General features: G+C 38.3%; 20 protein-coding genes and 2 pseudogenes. 9 read left to right on the top strand and 13 right to left on the bottom strand.

All coding sequences use genetic code 11. From position 1 onward, the window contains the following. Window positions 1-22: 22 nt before the first annotated feature. The 3 genes from MKX38_RS09440 to MKX38_RS09430 form a co-directional block, all read right to left on the bottom strand. Window positions 23-1,582 carry a spore germination protein gene (locus tag MKX38_RS09440; RefSeq protein WP_327842780.1) on the bottom strand — a complete coding sequence of 520 codons (1,560 nt, stop codon included), beginning with the start codon at window positions 1,580-1,582 and terminating at the stop codon, window positions 23-25. Window positions 1,583-1,877: 295 nt separating this feature from the next. Then, complete coding sequence (locus tag MKX38_RS09435; protein WP_327842779.1) at window positions 1,878-2,066, bottom strand: hypothetical protein; 189 nt, start codon at window positions 2,064-2,066, stop codon at window positions 1,878-1,880. Window positions 2,067-2,103: 37 nt separating this feature from the next. Then, window positions 2,104-2,226, bottom strand: a complete 123-nt coding sequence (locus MKX38_RS09430; RefSeq protein ID WP_327842778.1) for a hypothetical protein — start codon at window positions 2,224-2,226, stop codon at window positions 2,104-2,106. A gap of 149 nt (window positions 2,227-2,375) precedes the next feature. On the opposite strand from MKX38_RS09430, the gene MKX38_RS09425 reads away from it, so the two are divergent. Continuing rightward, entirely contained in the window at window positions 2,376-2,810 is a 435-nt protein-coding gene (locus MKX38_RS09425) for an SRPBCC domain-containing protein (RefSeq protein WP_327842777.1), read from the top strand. A gap of 64 nt (window positions 2,811-2,874) precedes the next feature. Here MKX38_RS09425 and MKX38_RS09420 read toward each other — a convergent pair whose 3' ends face one another. Next, window positions 2,875-3,273: a hypothetical protein gene (locus tag MKX38_RS09420; protein ID WP_327842776.1), complete on the bottom strand. Its 399-nt coding sequence runs from the start codon at window positions 3,271-3,273 to the stop codon at window positions 2,875-2,877. Window positions 3,274-3,289: 16 nt separating this feature from the next. Further along, window positions 3,290-3,449 (bottom strand): annotated as a pseudogene (locus MKX38_RS09415) (hypothetical protein). A gap of 78 nt (window positions 3,450-3,527) precedes the next feature. On the opposite strand from MKX38_RS09415, the gene tatAC reads away from it, so the two are divergent. The 5 genes from tatAC (at window position 3,528) to MKX38_RS09390 (ending at window position 5,927) form a co-directional block, all read left to right on the top strand. Further along, window positions 3,528-3,716: a twin-arginine translocase TatAC gene (tatAC, locus tag MKX38_RS09410; RefSeq protein ID WP_003231634.1), complete on the top strand. Its 189-nt coding sequence runs from the start codon at window positions 3,528-3,530 to the stop codon at window positions 3,714-3,716. 175 nt (window positions 3,717-3,891) lie between these two features. After that, window positions 3,892-4,116, top strand: a complete 225-nt coding sequence (locus MKX38_RS09405; protein WP_014476919.1) for a hypothetical protein — start codon at window positions 3,892-3,894, stop codon at window positions 4,114-4,116. Between the two features lie 245 nt (window positions 4,117-4,361). Continuing rightward, window positions 4,362-4,718, top strand: coding sequence for a YoqO family protein (locus MKX38_RS09400; protein WP_017697367.1), 357 nt, complete (start codon window positions 4,362-4,364; stop codon window positions 4,716-4,718). A gap of 159 nt (window positions 4,719-4,877) precedes the next feature. Next, entirely contained in the window at window positions 4,878-5,597 is a 720-nt protein-coding gene (locus MKX38_RS09395; protein WP_339189273.1) for a YrpD family protein, read from the top strand. Window positions 5,598-5,639: 42 nt separating this feature from the next. Further along, window positions 5,640-5,927 carry a hypothetical protein gene (locus tag MKX38_RS09390; RefSeq protein ID WP_327842773.1) on the top strand — a complete coding sequence of 96 codons (288 nt, stop codon included), beginning with the start codon at window positions 5,640-5,642 and terminating at the stop codon, window positions 5,925-5,927. Between the two features lie 122 nt (window positions 5,928-6,049). On the opposite strand, the gene MKX38_RS09385 is transcribed toward MKX38_RS09390, so the two are convergent. Next, entirely contained in the window at window positions 6,050-6,889 is an 840-nt protein-coding gene (locus tag MKX38_RS09385; RefSeq protein ID WP_339189268.1) for a thymidylate synthase, read from the bottom strand. Window positions 6,890-7,163: 274 nt separating this feature from the next. Continuing rightward, entirely contained in the window at window positions 7,164-7,328 is a 165-nt protein-coding gene (locus MKX38_RS09380; RefSeq protein ID WP_326227758.1) for a hypothetical protein, read from the bottom strand. A gap of 402 nt (window positions 7,329-7,730) precedes the next feature. Here MKX38_RS09380 and cotU point away from each other — a divergent pair, with 402 nt between their 5' ends. Continuing rightward, on the top strand, window positions 7,731-7,991 hold the full coding sequence (gene cotU, locus MKX38_RS09375; RefSeq protein ID WP_174223660.1) for a spore coat protein CotU: 261 nt from the start codon (window positions 7,731-7,733) through the stop codon (window positions 7,989-7,991). 641 nt (window positions 7,992-8,632) lie between these two features. Here cotU and dutA read toward each other — a convergent pair. Together dutA and MKX38_RS09365 are read right to left on the bottom strand one after the other, a co-directional pair. Further along, window positions 8,633-9,067, bottom strand: coding sequence for a dUTP diphosphatase DutA (gene dutA / locus MKX38_RS09370; protein WP_003245820.1), 435 nt, complete (start codon window positions 9,065-9,067; stop codon window positions 8,633-8,635). A gap of 29 nt (window positions 9,068-9,096) precedes the next feature. Beyond that, window positions 9,097-9,558 (bottom strand): DUF2691 family protein, encoded by a 462-nt coding sequence (locus tag MKX38_RS09365; RefSeq protein ID WP_029317844.1) that lies wholly within the window; start codon window positions 9,556-9,558, stop codon window positions 9,097-9,099. 463 nt (window positions 9,559-10,021) lie between these two features. Here MKX38_RS09365 and alr point away from each other — a divergent pair, with 463 nt between their 5' ends. Continuing rightward, entirely contained in the window at window positions 10,022-11,206 is a 1,185-nt protein-coding gene (alr, locus tag MKX38_RS09360) for an alanine racemase (RefSeq protein ID WP_015713988.1), read from the top strand. Window positions 11,207-11,307: 101 nt separating this feature from the next. On the opposite strand, the gene MKX38_RS09355 is transcribed toward alr, so the two are convergent. Continuing rightward, the gene (locus MKX38_RS09355) at window positions 11,308-12,723 is read right to left on the bottom strand and encodes a sugar porter family MFS transporter (RefSeq protein WP_339189262.1); all 1,416 of its coding nucleotides are present in this window, start codon (window positions 12,721-12,723) and stop codon (window positions 11,308-11,310) included. A gap of 413 nt (window positions 12,724-13,136) precedes the next feature. Here MKX38_RS09355 and yncB point away from each other — a divergent pair, with 413 nt between their 5' ends. Next, window positions 13,137-13,772: an endonuclease YncB gene (yncB, locus tag MKX38_RS09350; protein WP_015252020.1), complete on the top strand. Its 636-nt coding sequence runs from the start codon at window positions 13,137-13,139 to the stop codon at window positions 13,770-13,772. 213 nt (window positions 13,773-13,985) lie between these two features. Here yncB and MKX38_RS09345 read toward each other — a convergent pair. The 3 genes and pseudogenes from MKX38_RS09345 to xylA form a co-directional block, all read right to left on the bottom strand. Then, window positions 13,986-14,151, bottom strand: a pseudogene (locus tag MKX38_RS09345) (glycoside hydrolase family 11 protein); the annotation flags it as partial. Window positions 14,152-14,255: 104 nt separating this feature from the next. Continuing rightward, window positions 14,256-15,755: a xylulokinase gene (xylB, locus tag MKX38_RS09340; protein WP_339189260.1), complete on the bottom strand. Its 1,500-nt coding sequence runs from the start codon at window positions 15,753-15,755 to the stop codon at window positions 14,256-14,258. 150 nt (window positions 15,756-15,905) lie between these two features. Continuing rightward, window positions 15,906-17,243 (bottom strand): xylose isomerase, encoded by a 1,338-nt coding sequence (gene xylA, locus MKX38_RS09335; protein ID WP_185184374.1) that lies wholly within the window; start codon window positions 17,241-17,243, stop codon window positions 15,906-15,908. Window positions 17,244-17,358: the final 115 nt, after the last annotated feature.

The following is a 17,358-nucleotide window of genomic DNA, read 5'->3' as shown; positions in this document are numbered from 1 at the left end:
TATCACCATCCTGTCGAGTTCATCACTTCACCCGTTTTGTATTATCTGTATTCATCATTTTAGGCCGGCGCTTCATGACTAAAAGAGGCATTCTGATAACAAAGTCTTTCCAATCTTTTAAGTGATAGGGCACTGCCGGACTTGCGTATGGCACACCAAAGCTCTTTAGCTTTACGACATGGCTGCTTAGCAGCAGATAATACATAATGACTCCAAACAATCCAAACACCGCCGCACAAAACATCGCGCCAAACCGAAGCATCCGAAGTGCTATACCTGTGCTATAATGCGGGATGGCAAATGAAGAAATTGCTGTGAGCGCAACAACAATGACCATGATTGGACTGACAATCCCCGCCTGCACAGCTGCTTCCCCGATGATTAATCCGCCAACTATGCCAATTGCGGGTCCAATCGGTTTTGGCAGACGAAGCCCCGCTTCTCTTAAAATTTCGATCGCGACTTCCATAAATAAGGCTTCAATGAGGGATGGGAACGGAACACCCTGGCGCGTCCCGGAAATTGAAATCGCCAGCTTGGTCGGAATTAACCCAGGATGAAAAGAAATAAATGATATATATAAAGCGGGTGCAAATAACGTTATCATTGCTGCGATGAACCTCAGCAATCTGATGAGCGAGCTCGGGAACCACCGTTCATAATAATCTTCAGGCGATTGAAGCATCATGCTGAAAGTGACTGGAACAATCAAAGCAAACGGAGTGCCGTCAAGCAGAATAGCTACTCTTCCTTCCATTAATCCGCTTATGACGCGATCAGGACGTTCTGTACTCTGTACTTGCGGGAACGGGCTCAAATAATTATCCTCAATTAACTGTTCAACGTAGCCTGACTCCGGCAAATGATCGATCTCAATCCCTCTCACTCTTTTTCTTACTTCCTCGACTACTTTTGGATCTGCAATGTCATTCATATAAGCGATAATTAAATCCTTTTTTAATCGTGTTCCTACTTCAAATCTCTGCAATGTTAATTGATCATTTTTTCCTTGCTGTCTCAAAAGAGCTGTATTCGTACTCAACTCTTCTGTAAAGCCTGTGCGCGGCCCTCTGACAAGCGCTTCTGAAAGCGGCTCCTCGATACTTCGATTTTGTTTTTTTACAGTTCCCAGAAGAAAGGCCTGCGGTATTCCATCGATGAGAAGCGCTGTCGAACCCATGAAAACATTCAACACGATATCACTGATTTTCTCTGATTCTATGACATCACCGATTGATACGATTTGATTTTTTATCTGTTTCGAAGTTAAAATACCTTTGCCGGATTGAGAAATTTCATCGTTTACCTGATTAGGTTGATTCATGAATAACACTGATAATCCTTTATTAATCAAATCCTGATCAGACAGTCCTTCAACAAAGATCAATGCCGCTTTCACATGTAAATGAGTGATTTCAAGCTCACGGAAGTGAACGTCCCCGTTATGTCCTATTTTTCTTTTTACATGTTCTAAATCGTATCCGATGTTACCGGTTAACACATCCTGATCCTTTTCAGCTGTTGAATGATCTGATTTATGCTGCTTCTGTGTTTTGTACTGATTGCTCCGCCACCTCATCATTGCACCTTCTTATACATGAATCCAAGTAAACACTTTATAGATTGCATATGGAACGAGAAATACTACTAACGCTTGAAACCACACATTCCAGTCAGTAAGTGTTGATATCATGTTATCCATCTGTCAGTTCCCCTCTCTCTAATAGGATTATTTTTCCCGTATACCTATTTTTTATGTTCGTCTTTTTTCTCAATAAAAAAAGCATGATGAACATTTCATCATGCTTTTAAAGAAATCAACCTGACCATTTTGCATAATTAAACACAAAATGAGCCTTTTAGCAGTCTGGGATAAACTACAATTCCAGCTTGAAGCTTTCTGCCTGATCTGAAACTTCCACAGGAATCCCCATTATCGTTTTCGGTTTGGAAACGTAAACAAAGCGCATTTCTTCCTCTAATTGCTGAAACACTTTTTTACTAACTATAATTCTGGCCGGCTTCCCTGGACTGTTATCAATGGCTGCTTTGATTTTTCCAAGCATAAAAAACCTCCTGTTTTAGAAAATGGCACATTTACTATTAAAACAAAAATCGCAAAATAAATTGCCTGAACAGGAATTCCGGTTCAAACATAGCAGTTGCGGCTGAGCAAACAAGAATGAACGAAATGACAATATACACATCTCTCTCTTTTTCGTGCATGCAGAATTCTCCCATTCACAGATCAGACTGGCGACTGACACGCTGTTCAACAGCAGCTCTAGCATAATTAATGCACGCTATGGACATGATCTTATTAGTTATTATATGATTGAATTGAAAAAAACATCATATGTCAAGAGGTAAACGAAATGGCTCAAAACAACGAAAATGCATTACCGGATATTACAAAAAGCATTACCCTGAAGGCTCCCATTCAGAAAGTCTGGGAGACAGTCTCTACTTCAGAAGGCATTGCCAAGTGGTTTATGCCCAATGACTTTCAGCTCAAAGAAGGACAAGAATTTCACTTACAATCGCCGTTTGGGCCGTCCCCTTGTAAAGTTTTGGCTGTTCAAGCTCCAACTGAACTTTCTTTTGAATGGGATACAGAAGGATGGGTCGTTACCTTTCAATTAGAAGACTTGGGGGAAAAGACAGGGTTTACCCTTATTCACAGCGGCTGGAAAGAGCCGAATGAAGTGATCGGCAAAGCAAACGAGAAAAGCTCCGTCGTTCGCGGTAAGATGGATGGCGGCTGGACTGGCATTGTAAATGAACGGCTTCGTAAGGCTGTCGAAGAATAAAAAAGAGAGAGGTATCTCTCTTTTTTGTTCTTTCCCAAGGGTTATACTTCACAATTTGAGTCCATCAATCATAAAACGTAACAGTTTTAGATTTACCAGAGTAATCGGTAACAAAGAACTCGGCCTTGTTATTGCTTCCATCTACAAATTTTCCAATACTGCCAAATGTGTGGCATTCTCCGGGTGAAAAATAGTTTGCCCCTACATAATCATCAGGATTGTCACCGGGATCATCCTCATATAAGTGCAGTGAAACAGAAAAAGGAGTGCTTCCTGAAAGGCACACTCTAAAATCTCCTCCGGTCGAGTATACCGTCGGACTTGAGTAAGTATATGTGTAATTCCCCAACTTATCCCACTCTCCAGCCCCCGCAGTTCCGGCTTTTTCTGCTTGTGCCGTTAATGGAAAAACCGCAGCCAACCCCATAACAGACAAAAATCCAACTACCTTAGTGAATCTCATCAGCTACACCACTCCTCTATTTCAATGATAGCCTCAGATACGTTTGTATCATTTCCGGCAGAGCTACATAATTGATCCAGCCTGCCTCCCTGCTTCTTAGGCAGGTGGCATTGGACATTATATTCAGCAGCAGCCGTTTTATGAATCCGTCTTTGTGCTGGTTTTAAAATGTTCAAAATAAATGCATTCCCATTTGTACTGCTATCTCTTATAATTTGTTTAAAAGGTTGTACTTCAATCAGGGGGAAAAGGATATGGAATTAAGCTTCACAAAAATACTCGTTATTTTGTTTGTGGGTTTTTTAGTATTTGGGCCTGATAAACTGCCGGCGCTTGGCCGTGCAGCAGGAAAAGCCTTATCAGAATTTAAACAAGCAACAAGCGGACTGACTCAGGATATCAGAAAAAATGACTCAGAAAACAAAGAAGATAAACAAATGTAGGATAAATCGTTTGGGCCGATGAAAAATCGGCTCTTTATTTTGATTTGTTTCTGTGTCATCTGACTTTTTTTTATCATTTGGACAGCCCTTTTTTCATTCTATGATTTTAACTGTCCAAGCCGCAAAATCTACTCGCCGTATAATAAAGCGTAGTAAAAATAAAGGAGGAGTATATATGGGTTATTACAAAAAATACAAAGAAGAGTATTATACGGTCAAAAAAACGTATTATAAGAAGTATTACGAATATGATAAAAAATATTATGACCATCATGATAAAAAAGATTATGACTGTGATTACGACAAAAAATATGATGACTATGATAAAAAATATTATGATCACGATAAAAAAGACTATGATTATGTTGTAGAGTATAAAAAGCATAAAAAACACTACTAAACGCCATTCACATCTCCTCGTTTTTACTTTCCCCCGGCTATTGCCGGGTCTTTTTTGTTTGTGCACTATATGTATATTTCTGAAGCTTCCCTTTCTATGAAAACCTTGGTGACTGAATCTGAAAAAGAATAGTGAATATTTAGTACATAGTTTAGTTAGTTCATAAGTGAGCGCATTCAATTTATTGCAGTTACAAAGAAACTTTTATAAACTCTTTGAGGATCCTACATAAAAGGAGAGGTTTTTTGTATAGAAACATCGTATTTTATCTCATTTTACTTTGTCTATTTATATCAGTTGTCATGAAAAGCTTTGAGGTGATTAGAACAATAGCCAATGTTATCTGCTTTATTTTCGTATTGCTGTATTTTAAAGATGAAATGAAAACATACTCACGTAAAGCGTTAGCAATCCTAAGTATTTGTTTTCTTTTCTTAGTCGGTATCTGTGCTTTTATCATTTTACAAGGACAGACATTGATGAAACGTCACCTCTTTTTTACAGGCTGGGAAACGATAGCGGGCATTCTTTTAATAATCGTTTCTTTAAGCATTTGTACTTTTATTTTGAGGAAAATTTCAAATCGGTTAAAACGAATGTGATCTCATTCTTTCCTCTGATAAAGGTATATAGCTTTCAGATTGGCGAAGCGTTTCGACCTTACATCATTCAAAATGAAATATTTTGTCGATTTATATACGTAAATCCAGTTCCAAAATAAGGTATAATAAATGGCGAAACCACTATCAAAAGGGGGAATTTTGGTGAAAAAAGTATTGATTGCAGGTGCAGTAGGAACAGCAGTTCTTTTCGGAACCCTTTCATCAGGTATACCAGGTTTACCCGCGGCAGACGCTCAAGTCGCAAAAGCAGCATCCGAGCTGCCTAACGGAATCGGCGGCCGTGTCTACCTGAACAGTACGGGCGCCATTTTTACAGCTAAAATCACGCTTCCTGACACTGTAAAATATGATACGGTCTCTACTCCTTATATTTATTCAGGATTTAGGGCAACAAGCGGAACTGAAGCCGATATCGGGCTTCAGTACAGCAAACAATACAACGTCTGGAAGCCCCTCATGAAGGTTGGGTCCAAAAATGAAGAAACGTACATCGAAGGAAAAGACAAATTCACATACAATAAAGGCTTCCGCCCTGGAAGCACAGTCCAAATGACAATCTATAAAAATTTAAGCGGCAATACGCGCATGACCCTTTGGGGAACGAACAATGACGGCTACACCGGACGGATTATCACAGAAATTCAAGGAACCAACATCGGCACGATTTCAAAATGGAAAACCCTTGCTACCGCGGCTGTTTCGTATGGAAGCCAGCGTGATGCGATCAAAACAACCTTTTCGACATCTTTTAACAACATCACAATCGACAATAAAGCCGTCACTCCTGTGGTAGATACACAGGATTTCGCAAAGGTTTCTGTTGCAGGAAATAACGTTACGATCTCTGTTCATAAATAAACGAAGCAGCAAAAAGCCGCCAGCATTGTCTGGCGGTTTTCATTGGAGAATACTGGTCATAGTTCGTTTCTTCAGCTCTTTTGTTTAAACCTAACTTTAATAAGGGTGGAAATTGGTATGAAATATGAAAAAACAAGTCTTTTTGGAATTATTTTAGTTATTGTAGCACTTCTAATATCTATATATTTTATGTGTAATACAAATGCGTTGGTACCTGCTGGATATGATCTAGCTATTCATGGAATTGTAATATCTAGAACTGTAATGATTGCTTTTACTTTGTATTTAGTTTCAAAGTTAGGATATTTTCTTCTGAATAAAAAAGATTAACTGTAGAGTTAATCTTTTTTATGTATTATACGTGTTTGTCCTTCAATTTTTATTCATCTTCCAGATTGCTTAATGAAATTAGGATACCTGCTATCTATTCACTGCACAATAAAAAGGCAGCATTAAACCGCTACCTCAAATAAAAGCTTGTCCCCATGTTTATAGTTGATTAACTTGAAATCATCAATGGTAAAGTTATAAAAATCTTTCACTTCAGGATTGATCCATAGTTCAGGTGCTTCAAACTGTTCTCTTTCCATTTGAATTTTCAAATTGTCTATATGACGTGTGTACACATGGCAATCCCCAATGTTAAAGATATATTCACCAAGCTCATAACCAGTCACTTGAGCAATCATGCGCTGCAACACATTGTACTGGAATACATTGAATGGATTCCCCAACGCCATATCATTGCTCCGTGCTCTTACCTCGAGGTGGAGCTTACCTTGCTTCACATACCATTGAGTTTCATATACACATGGCGTTAAGGCCATTGCGTCTAAATCATCAGGATTCCACAGCATTGTAATGTGTCTGCGTGAAGACGGATTGTTTTGCAATTGATGAAGAAGATAGTCTACCTGATCCACTTTTTCTCCATTTAGATTTCTGTTTTTCTTCCCCAGCTGGAATCCATATGCATGTCCGATGGTGCCGTCTTCTTGTTTCCACTGATCCCAAATATGTACGCCCATCTTGTTTAAATCATTAACATCATTAGATTTCAGCTGCCAAATCCAGAGCAACTCTTTAATGGCTGTTTTCCAGGCAACCTTTTTTGTCGTTAAAATCGGAACCTCTGAGTTGTCGAATCTCATTTGCTTACTCATTACACTTAGAGTATGTGCCGGTGTTCCATCTGAGTCCCACTTGGTTCTTACATCAAACTCTTCGTCTGAGATTCCATTATTGATGATATCCTTTATAATTGAATTGTATTGTTTATCGAATTGCGTCATGACTATTCATATCCTTCTTTCATTTTCAGTTGCTAAGCATAATTTATTACGAATGCAATATTATCGCAAATACTAAGCACTCGCAGATAAAATGAGATTCTTATTCCAATCACTGTGTGTTTAAAGAGGAGTTAATCCCCCCTCTTTTACACCTGTATTTCTCCATAACATAGTCTGTCACATAGCTCATAGTTACCGCCAGTTTGGTACATACACCGTTGATAACATTGTTGAGGATTATAAGAAATGGTTTGATATTGCGGCACATAAAAATTCAAATAGTTAGGTGTTTGTGTATACCAAATTGGAAATTGTCTAAACACATTAAATCCTCCAATAGCTTTTTCTGATTTAATGCATTGTATTTTACCTCAATATCAATTGTCATTCGTCCATGTGCAATTGGGCTTTCTTTAAAATAAATTCTCACTAATTTCATTCATTTGATCATTAACAACTTTTTTATGATATTTGGCAGCTGTTCATTCCTTATATGATCTGTTTCTAACCGGTTTTGCTGTTTGTTGACGTCTAACTTTAAATCCTTCAGAAGCAGTATTAAAAAATCACATCATAGAGCTCTTGAATCTTAACCATAACGTTCAAATATTCTTCAATGAGAAAGTCCCTTTTTACGTATATTAATCCTCTCTATACACTTTACTATTATTTTACAGTGATTGAGTGCTTTCTCTCGCTCTTGTTTTAATAAACAGCTATCCGTTTTGTTTTTCAGAAAGTGTTTTAAACAGCCTCTTTTTACTATTCTTATTTCATTTGACCATACCATATCATTTAAACTTCATAAATTAAATTCGAATAAAATAAAGGAGGAATTTAATTGGGTTATTATAAAAAATATAAAGAAGAGTATTACACTTGGAAAAAAACATATTACAAAAAGTATTACGACAATGATAAGAAGCATTATGATTGCGACAAGTATTATGATCATGATAAAAAACATTATGATTACGACAAAAAGTATGATGACCATGATAAAAAGTATTACGATGATCACGATTATCATTACGAAAAAAAGTATCATGATGACGATGATCATTATTATGATTTTGTCGAATCATATAAAAAACATCACTAAATCTCTTAAACGTCTATTAATTCCCCGGCGACATACCGGGGGCTTTTTTATGATATTTATCGACGATACTCAGATTTTTTTGTGAAGTCTTATGTCTCATTTCATCTTATATTTTGAACTTGTCTCAAGGCTGCTGTAAATTCAATTATTAATGAACACAAGCCATTTAACTTGGTTTATTATTAGTGGCATTACTAGTTTTTAGTTGCCTTCCCCTATTTATAAAAATTTAGATAAAAGTATTTCTTTATAGAGATGCTTGTTTCATCGACAACTCAATCCTAAATGTGGTAAAATCGATAAAAATGTAAAAACTGTAAATATAATAAAAGGAGCATCTTTATGTATATAAGTATTATAATTTTAGCATCCATGCTTTTATGGGGGGCAGTTATCCACGAGCTAAGTAAACCTTCAAAAAAGCAAAGCACCAGAAAAATTGTTTCTTTGACATCTTTAGGTTCTTTATCGACTTTAGTTATTACTATTTCACTTTTTCAAAACTTCCCTTTTTAAACTTTGTTTTTAATTAAATCCTTCGTATTAAAATATTCATTTTATACATAATATTTATATGTACCTTGGCTGAAACCTCCATTGATCAATCACACAGCATGAAGACAGCCAAGGATTTATTTTGTTTACTTCGTACCTGTTGAACCGAGTCCTCCTCTATCCTCGTTTCCCAAATGCTCGACTTCAACCAATTCAACCGCCGGCATTTTCTTCATGATTCTAAACTGGCAGATACGATCACCCTTCTTAATTTCAGTATCACGCAATGCATAAGCAGGAAAGAACCAGAAATCGTTGTCTCCCTTATATGACTCATCGATAACACCCATTGAATTTGTTTGAATAACGCCAAAGTTCTTATATGTACTTGAACGAGGGACGACATGTGCTTCGTAACCTTCAGGCAGCTCCATTGCAACACCTAATGGGACAAGCTTAAATTCATCTTTTTTGATTGTTACATCTTCAGCTGCCCGAAGATCAATCCAGTCTCCCTGCTCAATTTTGCTGATTCTTGTTTGTGTTTCATCTAGATACTTGATTTTAATTTGCATTGTCATGTACTAGCTCCTTTAATTTTTATTGAGTATCATACAGTAAGGCTTGTTCTTGTGTCATTTTCATCAGTTATAAATTGAACGTCTTCAAAATCATTCTGTAAAGCATTGAAGTAAAGTTTTTCAATGATATTTTTGTTTTTACAGTAAATCGAAACGTAGCTATTATCTGCTATCAAAAGGACAAGTTCGCAATCACTGTCAGCAAACTCTTCATATGTATTGACTTGATTAACCATTTTTCCATATGGAAATGCTTTCAGTTCAACGAAAATGGTATAGTACTGATTCGTTTTTAATTGTTGCTCAAAAACTGCCCCCTCAACAATTGCGTAGTCATGAAAAAGCTCCTCATCATCGAGCTCTCCTTCTACAACAAAATAAGATTCCCCACTCGTTTGCCACCTATAATTAGCTATTTCTACCGGCTGCAGTATTCTCCATAGAAAATTTCCATATTCATTCGGTATTTGAAAACTAACTCCCCTATTCATGTATACCCCTTACTTAAACGATTTTTGTGAATACGAGTATAATTATATACTCTGATGTTAGGTTTATGGAACAAGGAATCGACTGCCTTTTCAACCGATTATCTTTTACAGAATTTCCTCAGCCCTTCTCATTTAAAAGGTTCTTCAATGTTCATAACAACGGTAAGTATTTCCTGATTAGATTTCTCGTTATCATCTACCCTTAGAAAAAAATGTCCCAAAACAAATAATCATTTTTGTAATCCTCGGTCGCCGCATCCATTAACACCCCACTTACAAGCCTCATGTATCCCGTACTTGCTATTATTCGAACATTGATAGGCACCTTCTCGTATCACATGGATTTGCTGTTGAATGATTTCAAATAAAGTTGAATAAAATAAGATCGAATCATCCAACAATTAACATTTATTCTTGCGGCAATAGGTGGTATTTACAATCCATAAGAAGGAAGGAAGCGTTGATGATAAAGCTTTGCCGAGAAGTTTGGATCGAAGTCAATCTTGATGCCGTTAAAAAGAATTTGCGAGCGATCCGCCGTCATATTCCACATAAGAGCAAAATTATGGCTGTTGTAAAAGCGAACGGTTATGGCCACGGGTCTATAGAAGTGGCACGCCATGCACTGGAACACGGGGCGAGTGAGCTCGCTGTTGCCAGTGTGGAGGAAGGAATCGTTTTACGTAAAGCTGGGATTACAGCACCTATCCTTGTGCTTGGTTTTACATCCCTTAGTTGTGTAAAGAAGTCAGCAGCTTGGAATATAACATTATCAGCATTTCAGGTTGATTGGATGAAAGAAGCAAACGAGATATTGGAAAAAGAAGCGAGTGCTAACCGGCTGGCCATTCATATTAACGTGGATACCGGCATGGGACGATTAGGTGTACGCACAAAGGAAGAACTTTTAGAAGTAGTGAAAGCCTTAAAGGCAAGTAAATTCCTCAGATGGACAGGGATTTTCACACATTTTTCGACAGCTGATGAACCGGACACCACACTCACAAAGCTGCAGCATGAAAAATTCATCAGTTTTCTCAGCTTTTTAAAAAAACAGGGGATTGAGCTGCCCACCGTGCATATGTGCAACACGGCTGCAGCTATCGCATTTCCGGAATTTAGCGCTGATATGATCCGTTTAGGTATCGGCTTATATGGTTTATATCCTTCAGCCTATATTAAACAACTAAATCTCGTTAAGCTTGAACCTGCGTTAAGTTTAAAGGCACGCATCGCTTATGTGAAAACCATGCGGACAGAACCCCGAACCGTTAGCTATGGTGCTACATACATCGCAGAACCTAATGAAGTAATTGCTACACTCCCGATTGGCTATGCTGACGGCTATTCTCGTGCCCTTTCCAATCGCGGATTTGTTCTTCATCGCGGAAAACGAGTGCCAGTGGCGGGAAGAGTAACAATGGATATGATCATGGTCAGTTTAGGAGAAAACGGTGAAGGTAAACAAGGAGAAGAAGTCGTGATTTACGGTAAGCAAAAAGGAGCCGAGATTTCCGTTGATGAAGTGGCTGAAATGCTCAATACGATTAACTATGAAGTCGTGTCTACATTAAGCCGCCGCATCCCTCGTTTTTATATAAGAGATGGCGAGATTTTTAAAGTATCAACTCCAGTATTATACGTGTAGAACATCTTAAAATGCTGAATCAAAATCCCTCTACCAGAGGGATTTTGTTTTTTCTGAAACTAAAAAAATCCCTCCTATAAGAAGAGAGATTTTCAACATATTTATAACTCAATAACTGATTGTTCAGGAGTATTATGATCGTGTCGAGAACGAAAATGCTCTTCTAATTCTTCAAGTGTACGCCCTTTTGTTTCCGGCATGAATTTGTACACAAAACCGATTGCCAATACACCTAAAGCCACAAATATAAAGAATGTAAAAGACAAACCTACAGAGCTAAGCAAGATCGGGAAAGCAAAACCGATCACAAAGTTTAATATCCAAAGGAAAAAAACACTTATCCCAGAACCAAGCCCTCTTAACCTTTGAGGGAATATTTCCGCTATGACAAGCCAAGTCACAGGTCCTACACACCCTTGCATAAAGGCAAGAAATAAAACGGTCAAAGAAAGCACTACATAAGGAAGTGCCATAGATCCATCAAGCACAATTGAGAAAATCGCAATCAATAGGAGCGCTGTAGTCGTCCCCGCCAAACCAATCAATAATATTGGACGCCGTCTCACTTTTCCGACCAGCCAAATCCCAAATATAACTGCAATAACTGATATCAGCCCATTTCCAATATTAGCGATTAAAGCCGCTTTTGTACCAAAACCAGATTCTTTAAGGATTTGTGTGCCATAATACATAATCGAGTTCACACCTGTAATTTGATTCACTATGGCAACACCGATTCCAATCCATAAAAGACGGCGCAGCCATGGTGTAGAAAAGTCCTTGAGTGATGCCTTTTCTAGTGCTGTATCTTTTTCTACCGCTTCTTGAATTTCTCTACATTCAGCTTCTGCACGTTTATCTTCTCGAATTTGTTTAAGAACTCGCAGCGCCTCACTGTTTTTGCCTTTGGTGATTAGCCATCGGGGGCTTTCTGGGACCTTAAGCATACTGGCAAATAACATGATAGCCGGAACAGCACAAATGACTAGCATGTATCTCCAAACATGTCCCGTATTTGCCATTGTTACACCGAGGATCGCATTAAAAACATATGCTAAAAATTGCCCGCCAACAATCATTAGTTCATTTTGGGTTACCATACGCCCTCTCTTTTCATGCGGTGCCATTTCTGCTAAAAAGGCCGGCACCATCGCCGAGGCTCCTCCAACAGCCAGCCCCAGTAAAAAACGAAAGGCCGCCATGATGAAAACATTAGGTGCTAACGCTGTTCCCAGTGATGCCAGGAAAAATAAAAAGGAAAGATTAAGGATCATTTTACGTCGGCCATATCGATCAGCCAATCTTCCGCATAACAACGCTCCAAATGCGGCACCTAATAAAAGAATACTCGTAACAAGCCCTTCTGTAACCGGTGTTAAATCAAGCTGATCTGGCCTTGCCATAAAAGGTAAAGCTCCATTTATAACTCCGGTGTCATATCCAAAGAGAAGCCCTCCAAAAGTTGCTGAAATCATTATTAATTTCAACCTTCGATTTCGATGTTCATTCATATCCATTTCCCCTGCCTTTATTAAGAATACTTAATAAGCTCTTTCAGTGTGGATATTGAGTCAAAACTAAAGTCATCTCTATCTTAGATTTTCGCCTCTGGATTTGTAACCGTTTACATTTTTAGCCAATAGAATAAACCTAAGCTATCAGTTGTTATGTTGTAGTAATGTTTTTGTTACATTATTGTCATTTCTCATATTATCATAATTCCAAAAGCATTTTCAGTCAATATTATTTTCAGGATTATTTATTTCCGCTATGTGATGGTGATGTTTTGATCATCTCGTTGTAAAGTTAACTATTGGCAATTTGGAGTGTTATAAGTTCCCTTGAAGTTTTCCATTCACAAAAAATGTCCATATCGTTATAATGATGATGTTTAAACGCAAAAAGAGAAAATGATAAAGAGGGAATCAATATGAAGAAGATTTTGATCAGTATGATCGCAATCGTTTTAAGTATTACTTTGGCAGCTTGCGGATCAAATCACGCAGCCAAAAACCATTCAGATTCTAATGGGACGGAGCAAGTCTCTCAAGATACTCAATCTAATAAATATAATCAGACAGAACAAAAGGCTGGCACGCCTCATTCAAAAAATCAGAAGAAATTGGTCGATGTTACATTAGATAGAGCAATAGATGGAGATACGATTAAGGTTATTTACAACGGAAAGGAAGACACAGTGCGCTACTTGCTCGTTGATACACCTGAGACGAAGAAACCAAATTCTTGTGTTCAACCATACGGTGAGGATGCGTCGAAACGAAATAAAGAATTGGTCAACAGCGGTAAGCTACAGCTGGAATTTGATAAAGGCGATCGCAGAGATAAGTATGGAAGACTGTTAGCATACGTTTATGTTGACGGCAAATCTGTTCAAGAGACATTATTGAAAGAGGGATTGGCCAGAGTAGCATATGTATATGAGCCTAACACAAAATACATAGACCAATTCAGACTAGATGAGCAAGAAGCAAAATCAGATAAACTGTCAATTTGGAGTAAGAGCGGTTATGTGACGAACAGAGGATTTAATGGCTGTGTGAAATAGAAAAACACTGTTTGTTAAAAAAAGCAGCAAACCTAGCAGAATGCAGTTTCCAAAGAATGAGAAAGAGATGATGGCGTGTCTAGTTCCATTCTGCTTATCAAGCTAAAATCATGCAACTAGCCTGTAAAATTTCCGCTGTATAGTAACAATAAAAAACACCCCTTCACGTCAATGTGAGGGGGTTATTTGTGTGTAAACATCCTTCCTATTTCATCATAAATCAAGAGATCCCTCTACCGTCGTTAGCGCGGTTTCATACATCTTACCCATTGGCACTCCTAAGCTTCCCCACTTCTTGAAGTGTTCGCTGACAGAATACGGTTCCGCTCGTTCGTTTTGTCTGCTGGACACTCCAATACTGTTTAAAGGTTGCGATACCTTATTCTCACCATCTTTTCAAAAGAAGGCAGCCATGTCATCAAAGGCCTTTGATGATGATTGATCATTAATTGTTTTTCGGTTGATCTCCGGACAATAACATCATTAGTTTTTTCGAAAGCTCTTCAAAGCTGTATTGAGATCCTTTGTGTGAGTGTAAATGTTCTTATATAAATCAAATAGTGTTTTATATTTTTGAACATTTTGCGCCTTTGGATAAAATACAGCAGCCTCACGAATGAACTGCTCTGCACATTCTTCAAGTGATTCAAACCAACCGCTTCCAAAGGCAGCCAGCATTGCAGCCCCCATAGCTGGCCCTTGTTCATTTTCTAACTTAATTACCCTCGTATTGAAAATATCAGCTTGCATTTGCAGCCACGTATCATTTTTAGCTCCCCCACCAATAGAAACAACAGTATGAACTGATTTTCCCGCTTCGCGGAATAGCTCAATTGATTCATGTAAAGAGAATGTGATACCTTCCATTATTGCCCTCAAAAAATGCTTTCTATTATGGGCTCCATCCATTCCGATCAAGCTTCCCCGAATAGAAGAATCAGCATGCGGCGTTCTTTCACCAACCAAATAAGGAGTGTATAGCAGTCCATTGGCTCCTATCGGAATAGCTTCCACCCCCTGCAATAATTGCTCAAACGATTCGTTTGGTGCAAACGTTCTTTTAAACCAGTCCAAGCTGTATCCTGCAGCGAGCGTGACGCCCATCGTATAAAAAGAATCCTTTTTTCCATGATTAAAAAAGTGGACTTTCCCTTTAAAGTCTCTTTCTTTTTCTTCTTCGTAGGAAAGTATGACTCCTGACGTCCCAATACTGCATAATGTTTTTCCGGAAGAAAGGATACCTGCTCCAATAGCGCCGCAAGCATTATCTGCTCCCCCAGCGTACACTTTTGTTTTTTCTAATAGCCCGGTCTTGGCGGCAACGTGCGGAAGCAGCGACCCTACACAATCATGAGATTCAACAAGCGGAGGACAAATATCTGCAGAAATACCAATTTGATTGCAAATATCATTGCTCCACTCCTTGCGAGTAATATGTAAAAGTAAAGTTCCTGCTGCATCGGAGTATTCGGTGTGAATGGCACCGGTCATACGGAATCGCACGTAGTCTTTCGGAAGCAAAAACACAGCAGTTTTTTTAAAAAGTTCAGGTTCATGTTCCTTTACCCATAACATTTTAGGTAATGTAAACCCTTCTAAAACACGGTTTTTTGTGATGTCAAGAAGATGATCGCCAAATTTCTCGGTCATCCTTATACATTGAGGCGTTGTTCTGGTATCATTCCAAAGAATTGCATTACGTAACACCTGACGATCTTGGTCAAGCAGTACTAATCCATGCATTTGTCCCGAATAGCTTATCCCGTCAATATCCTTGGCTTGAACATTGGATATAGAAACCAATTCAGCCAATGCTTCAATTGTTTGCTGTACCCAGTCTTCAGGATTTTGCTCACTATATCCCGCCCTCTCTTGGATGAGCGGGTACCTTTTGGACGTTTCTGCACAAACCTTGCCGTTTTGATTAACTAAAATGGTTTTAACAGCACTCGTTCCAATATCTATTCCAATGACATACTTCATTTTTTCACTCCTTGCCCTTTTAAAAAACCATTCACTCTAAATAAATCCTAATTATAGAAGTTACCCGTCATAACAACAAGCAATAGGAAAGGAATCATGACGGGTAATTCAGTGACTTGGTATTGATAGCAGGATCTGGAGCTTATCCTGTTATACTTCTAAAATGTATTGGTTCAATATCGCTTTTAATTTCTCCTGTCTTCCAGATTCGTTTTTAATTGATTTATGATTTAGCGCATATTGCTCAAGTGTGTGGAAATTAGCTCTTCCTTCTATAATTTCAAGACCAATCCCTTCAGTAAAGCTGCGGTAACGATGTTGAATCACATCTTCAAACACACGATCTTCGATTAATTTGTGGGCAACTTTCAATCCTCTTGCAAACGCATCCATCCCTGCAATATGGGCATATATTAGATCATCAGGCTCAAAAGAAGATCTTCTGACCTTCGCGTCAAAGTTTAATCCGCCGCTTCCTAGGCCGCCATTTTGCAGGATTTCGTACATTGCTAATGTCGTAGAATATAAATCCGTCGGAAATTCATCCGTGTCCCAGCCTAAAAGAGGATGACCCTGGTTTGCGTCAACAGAGCCAAGCAGACCATGTACTCTTGCCATGCGTAATTCATGTTCGAATGTATGCCCAGCTAATGTGGCATGATTGGCTTCAAGATTTAATTTAAAATGATTGTCTAAGCCATATTGCTTCAAAAAGGCAATGGTTGTTGCTGCATCTGTATCGTATTGATGGGTGGTCGGCTCTTTTGGTTTTGGCTCAATCAAAAACTGCCCTGTGTACCCGATTTCCTTCGCATAATCCACTGCCATATGCATAAATCTAGCCAAATTATCAAGCTCAAATTTTAAATCAGTATTTAACAATGTTTCATATCCTTCACGCCCGCCCCAAAATACATAGTTCTCAGCGCCAAGCTCTTTTGCTGTTTCTAACCCTTTTTTCACTTGTGCTGCAGCATACGCAAACACATCTGCATTGCAAGAAGTCGCGGCACCATGGACGAAACGGGGATTCGTAAACATGTTTGCGGTATTCCATAATAGCTTAACGCCGCTATTTCTCATGTAATCTTTAATCATGCCCACGATCATATCTAAATTTTGGTTTGTCTCTTTTAGCGTACTGCCTTCTGGTGCAATATCCCGGTCATGAAAAGCAAAGAATGGTGCATCTAGTTTTTCAAACATCTCAAATGCTGCTTCTACTCTCATCTTCGCTAGATCCATGCCTTTATAGTGATCCCATGGTCTTTGCATCGTAGCTGCTCCAAAAACGTCTGTACCATCAGCAGTAAATGTATGCCAATAGGCAATAGAAAATCGCAAATGCTCTTTCATCGTTTTTCCGCCGATTACTTCTTGAGGATTATAATATTTAAATGCTAAAGGATTAGTCGAATCTTTCCCTTCGTAAACCACTTTGTTTGCGCTTCCAAAATAGTTGGTTGAACTGGAATGAGATTGAGCCATGTGATTTCCCCCTTAAAAATAAATTCAAAACATGATCATTCAAATACAAATGCATTTTATTTCATATTGTAAGTTACCTATTAGTTTGTTGTTTAAACAAACTAACTTATTTTCA

The organism is Bacillus sp. FSL M8-0025 (genome assembly GCF_037975475.1).
In the GTDB taxonomy this organism is placed as follows: domain Bacteria; phylum Bacillota; class Bacilli; order Bacillales; family Bacillaceae; genus Bacillus; species Bacillus subtilis.
This window is presented reverse-complemented; position numbering and strand designations above follow the sequence as displayed.

Coding starts and splice junctions, on each gene's coding strand:
- MKX38_RS09440 (WP_327842780.1), bottom strand. CDS start 1,582: ATGATGAGGTGGCGGAGCAATCAGTACAAAACACAGAAGCAGCATAAA.
- MKX38_RS09435 (WP_327842779.1), bottom strand. CDS start 2,066: ATGCTTGGAAAAATCAAAGCAGCCATTGATAACAGTCCAGGGAAGCCG.
- MKX38_RS09430 (WP_327842778.1), bottom strand. CDS start 2,226: ATGCACGAAAAAGAGAGAGATGTGTATATTGTCATTTCGTTCATTCTT.
- MKX38_RS09425 (WP_327842777.1), top strand. CDS start 2,376: ATGGCTCAAAACAACGAAAATGCATTACCGGATATTACAAAAAGCATT.
- MKX38_RS09420 (WP_327842776.1), bottom strand. CDS start 3,273: ATGAGATTCACTAAGGTAGTTGGATTTTTGTCTGTTATGGGGTTGGCT.
- tatAC (WP_003231634.1), top strand. CDS start 3,528: ATGGAATTAAGCTTCACAAAAATACTCGTTATTTTGTTTGTGGGTTTT.
- MKX38_RS09405 (WP_014476919.1), top strand. CDS start 3,892: ATGGGTTATTACAAAAAATACAAAGAAGAGTATTATACGGTCAAAAAA.
- MKX38_RS09385 (WP_339189268.1), bottom strand. CDS start 6,889: ATGACGCAATTCGATAAACAATACAATTCAATTATAAAGGATATCATC.
- MKX38_RS09380 (WP_326227758.1), bottom strand. CDS start 7,328: ATGAAATTAGTGAGAATTTATTTTAAAGAAAGCCCAATTGCACATGGA.
- dutA (WP_003245820.1), bottom strand. CDS start 9,067: ATGACAATGCAAATTAAAATCAAGTATCTAGATGAAACACAAACAAGA.
- MKX38_RS09365 (WP_029317844.1), bottom strand. CDS start 9,558: ATGAATAGGGGAGTTAGTTTTCAAATACCGAATGAATATGGAAATTTT.
- alr (WP_015713988.1), top strand. CDS start 10,022: ATGATAAAGCTTTGCCGAGAAGTTTGGATCGAAGTCAATCTTGATGCC.
- MKX38_RS09355 (WP_339189262.1), bottom strand. CDS start 12,723: ATGGATATGAATGAACATCGAAATCGAAGGTTGAAATTAATAATGATT.
- yncB (WP_015252020.1), top strand. CDS start 13,137: ATGAAGAAGATTTTGATCAGTATGATCGCAATCGTTTTAAGTATTACT.
- xylB (WP_339189260.1), bottom strand. CDS start 15,755: ATGAAGTATGTCATTGGAATAGATATTGGAACGAGTGCTGTTAAAACC.
- xylA (WP_185184374.1), bottom strand. CDS start 17,243: ATGGCTCAATCTCATTCCAGTTCAACCAACTATTTTGGAAGCGCAAAC.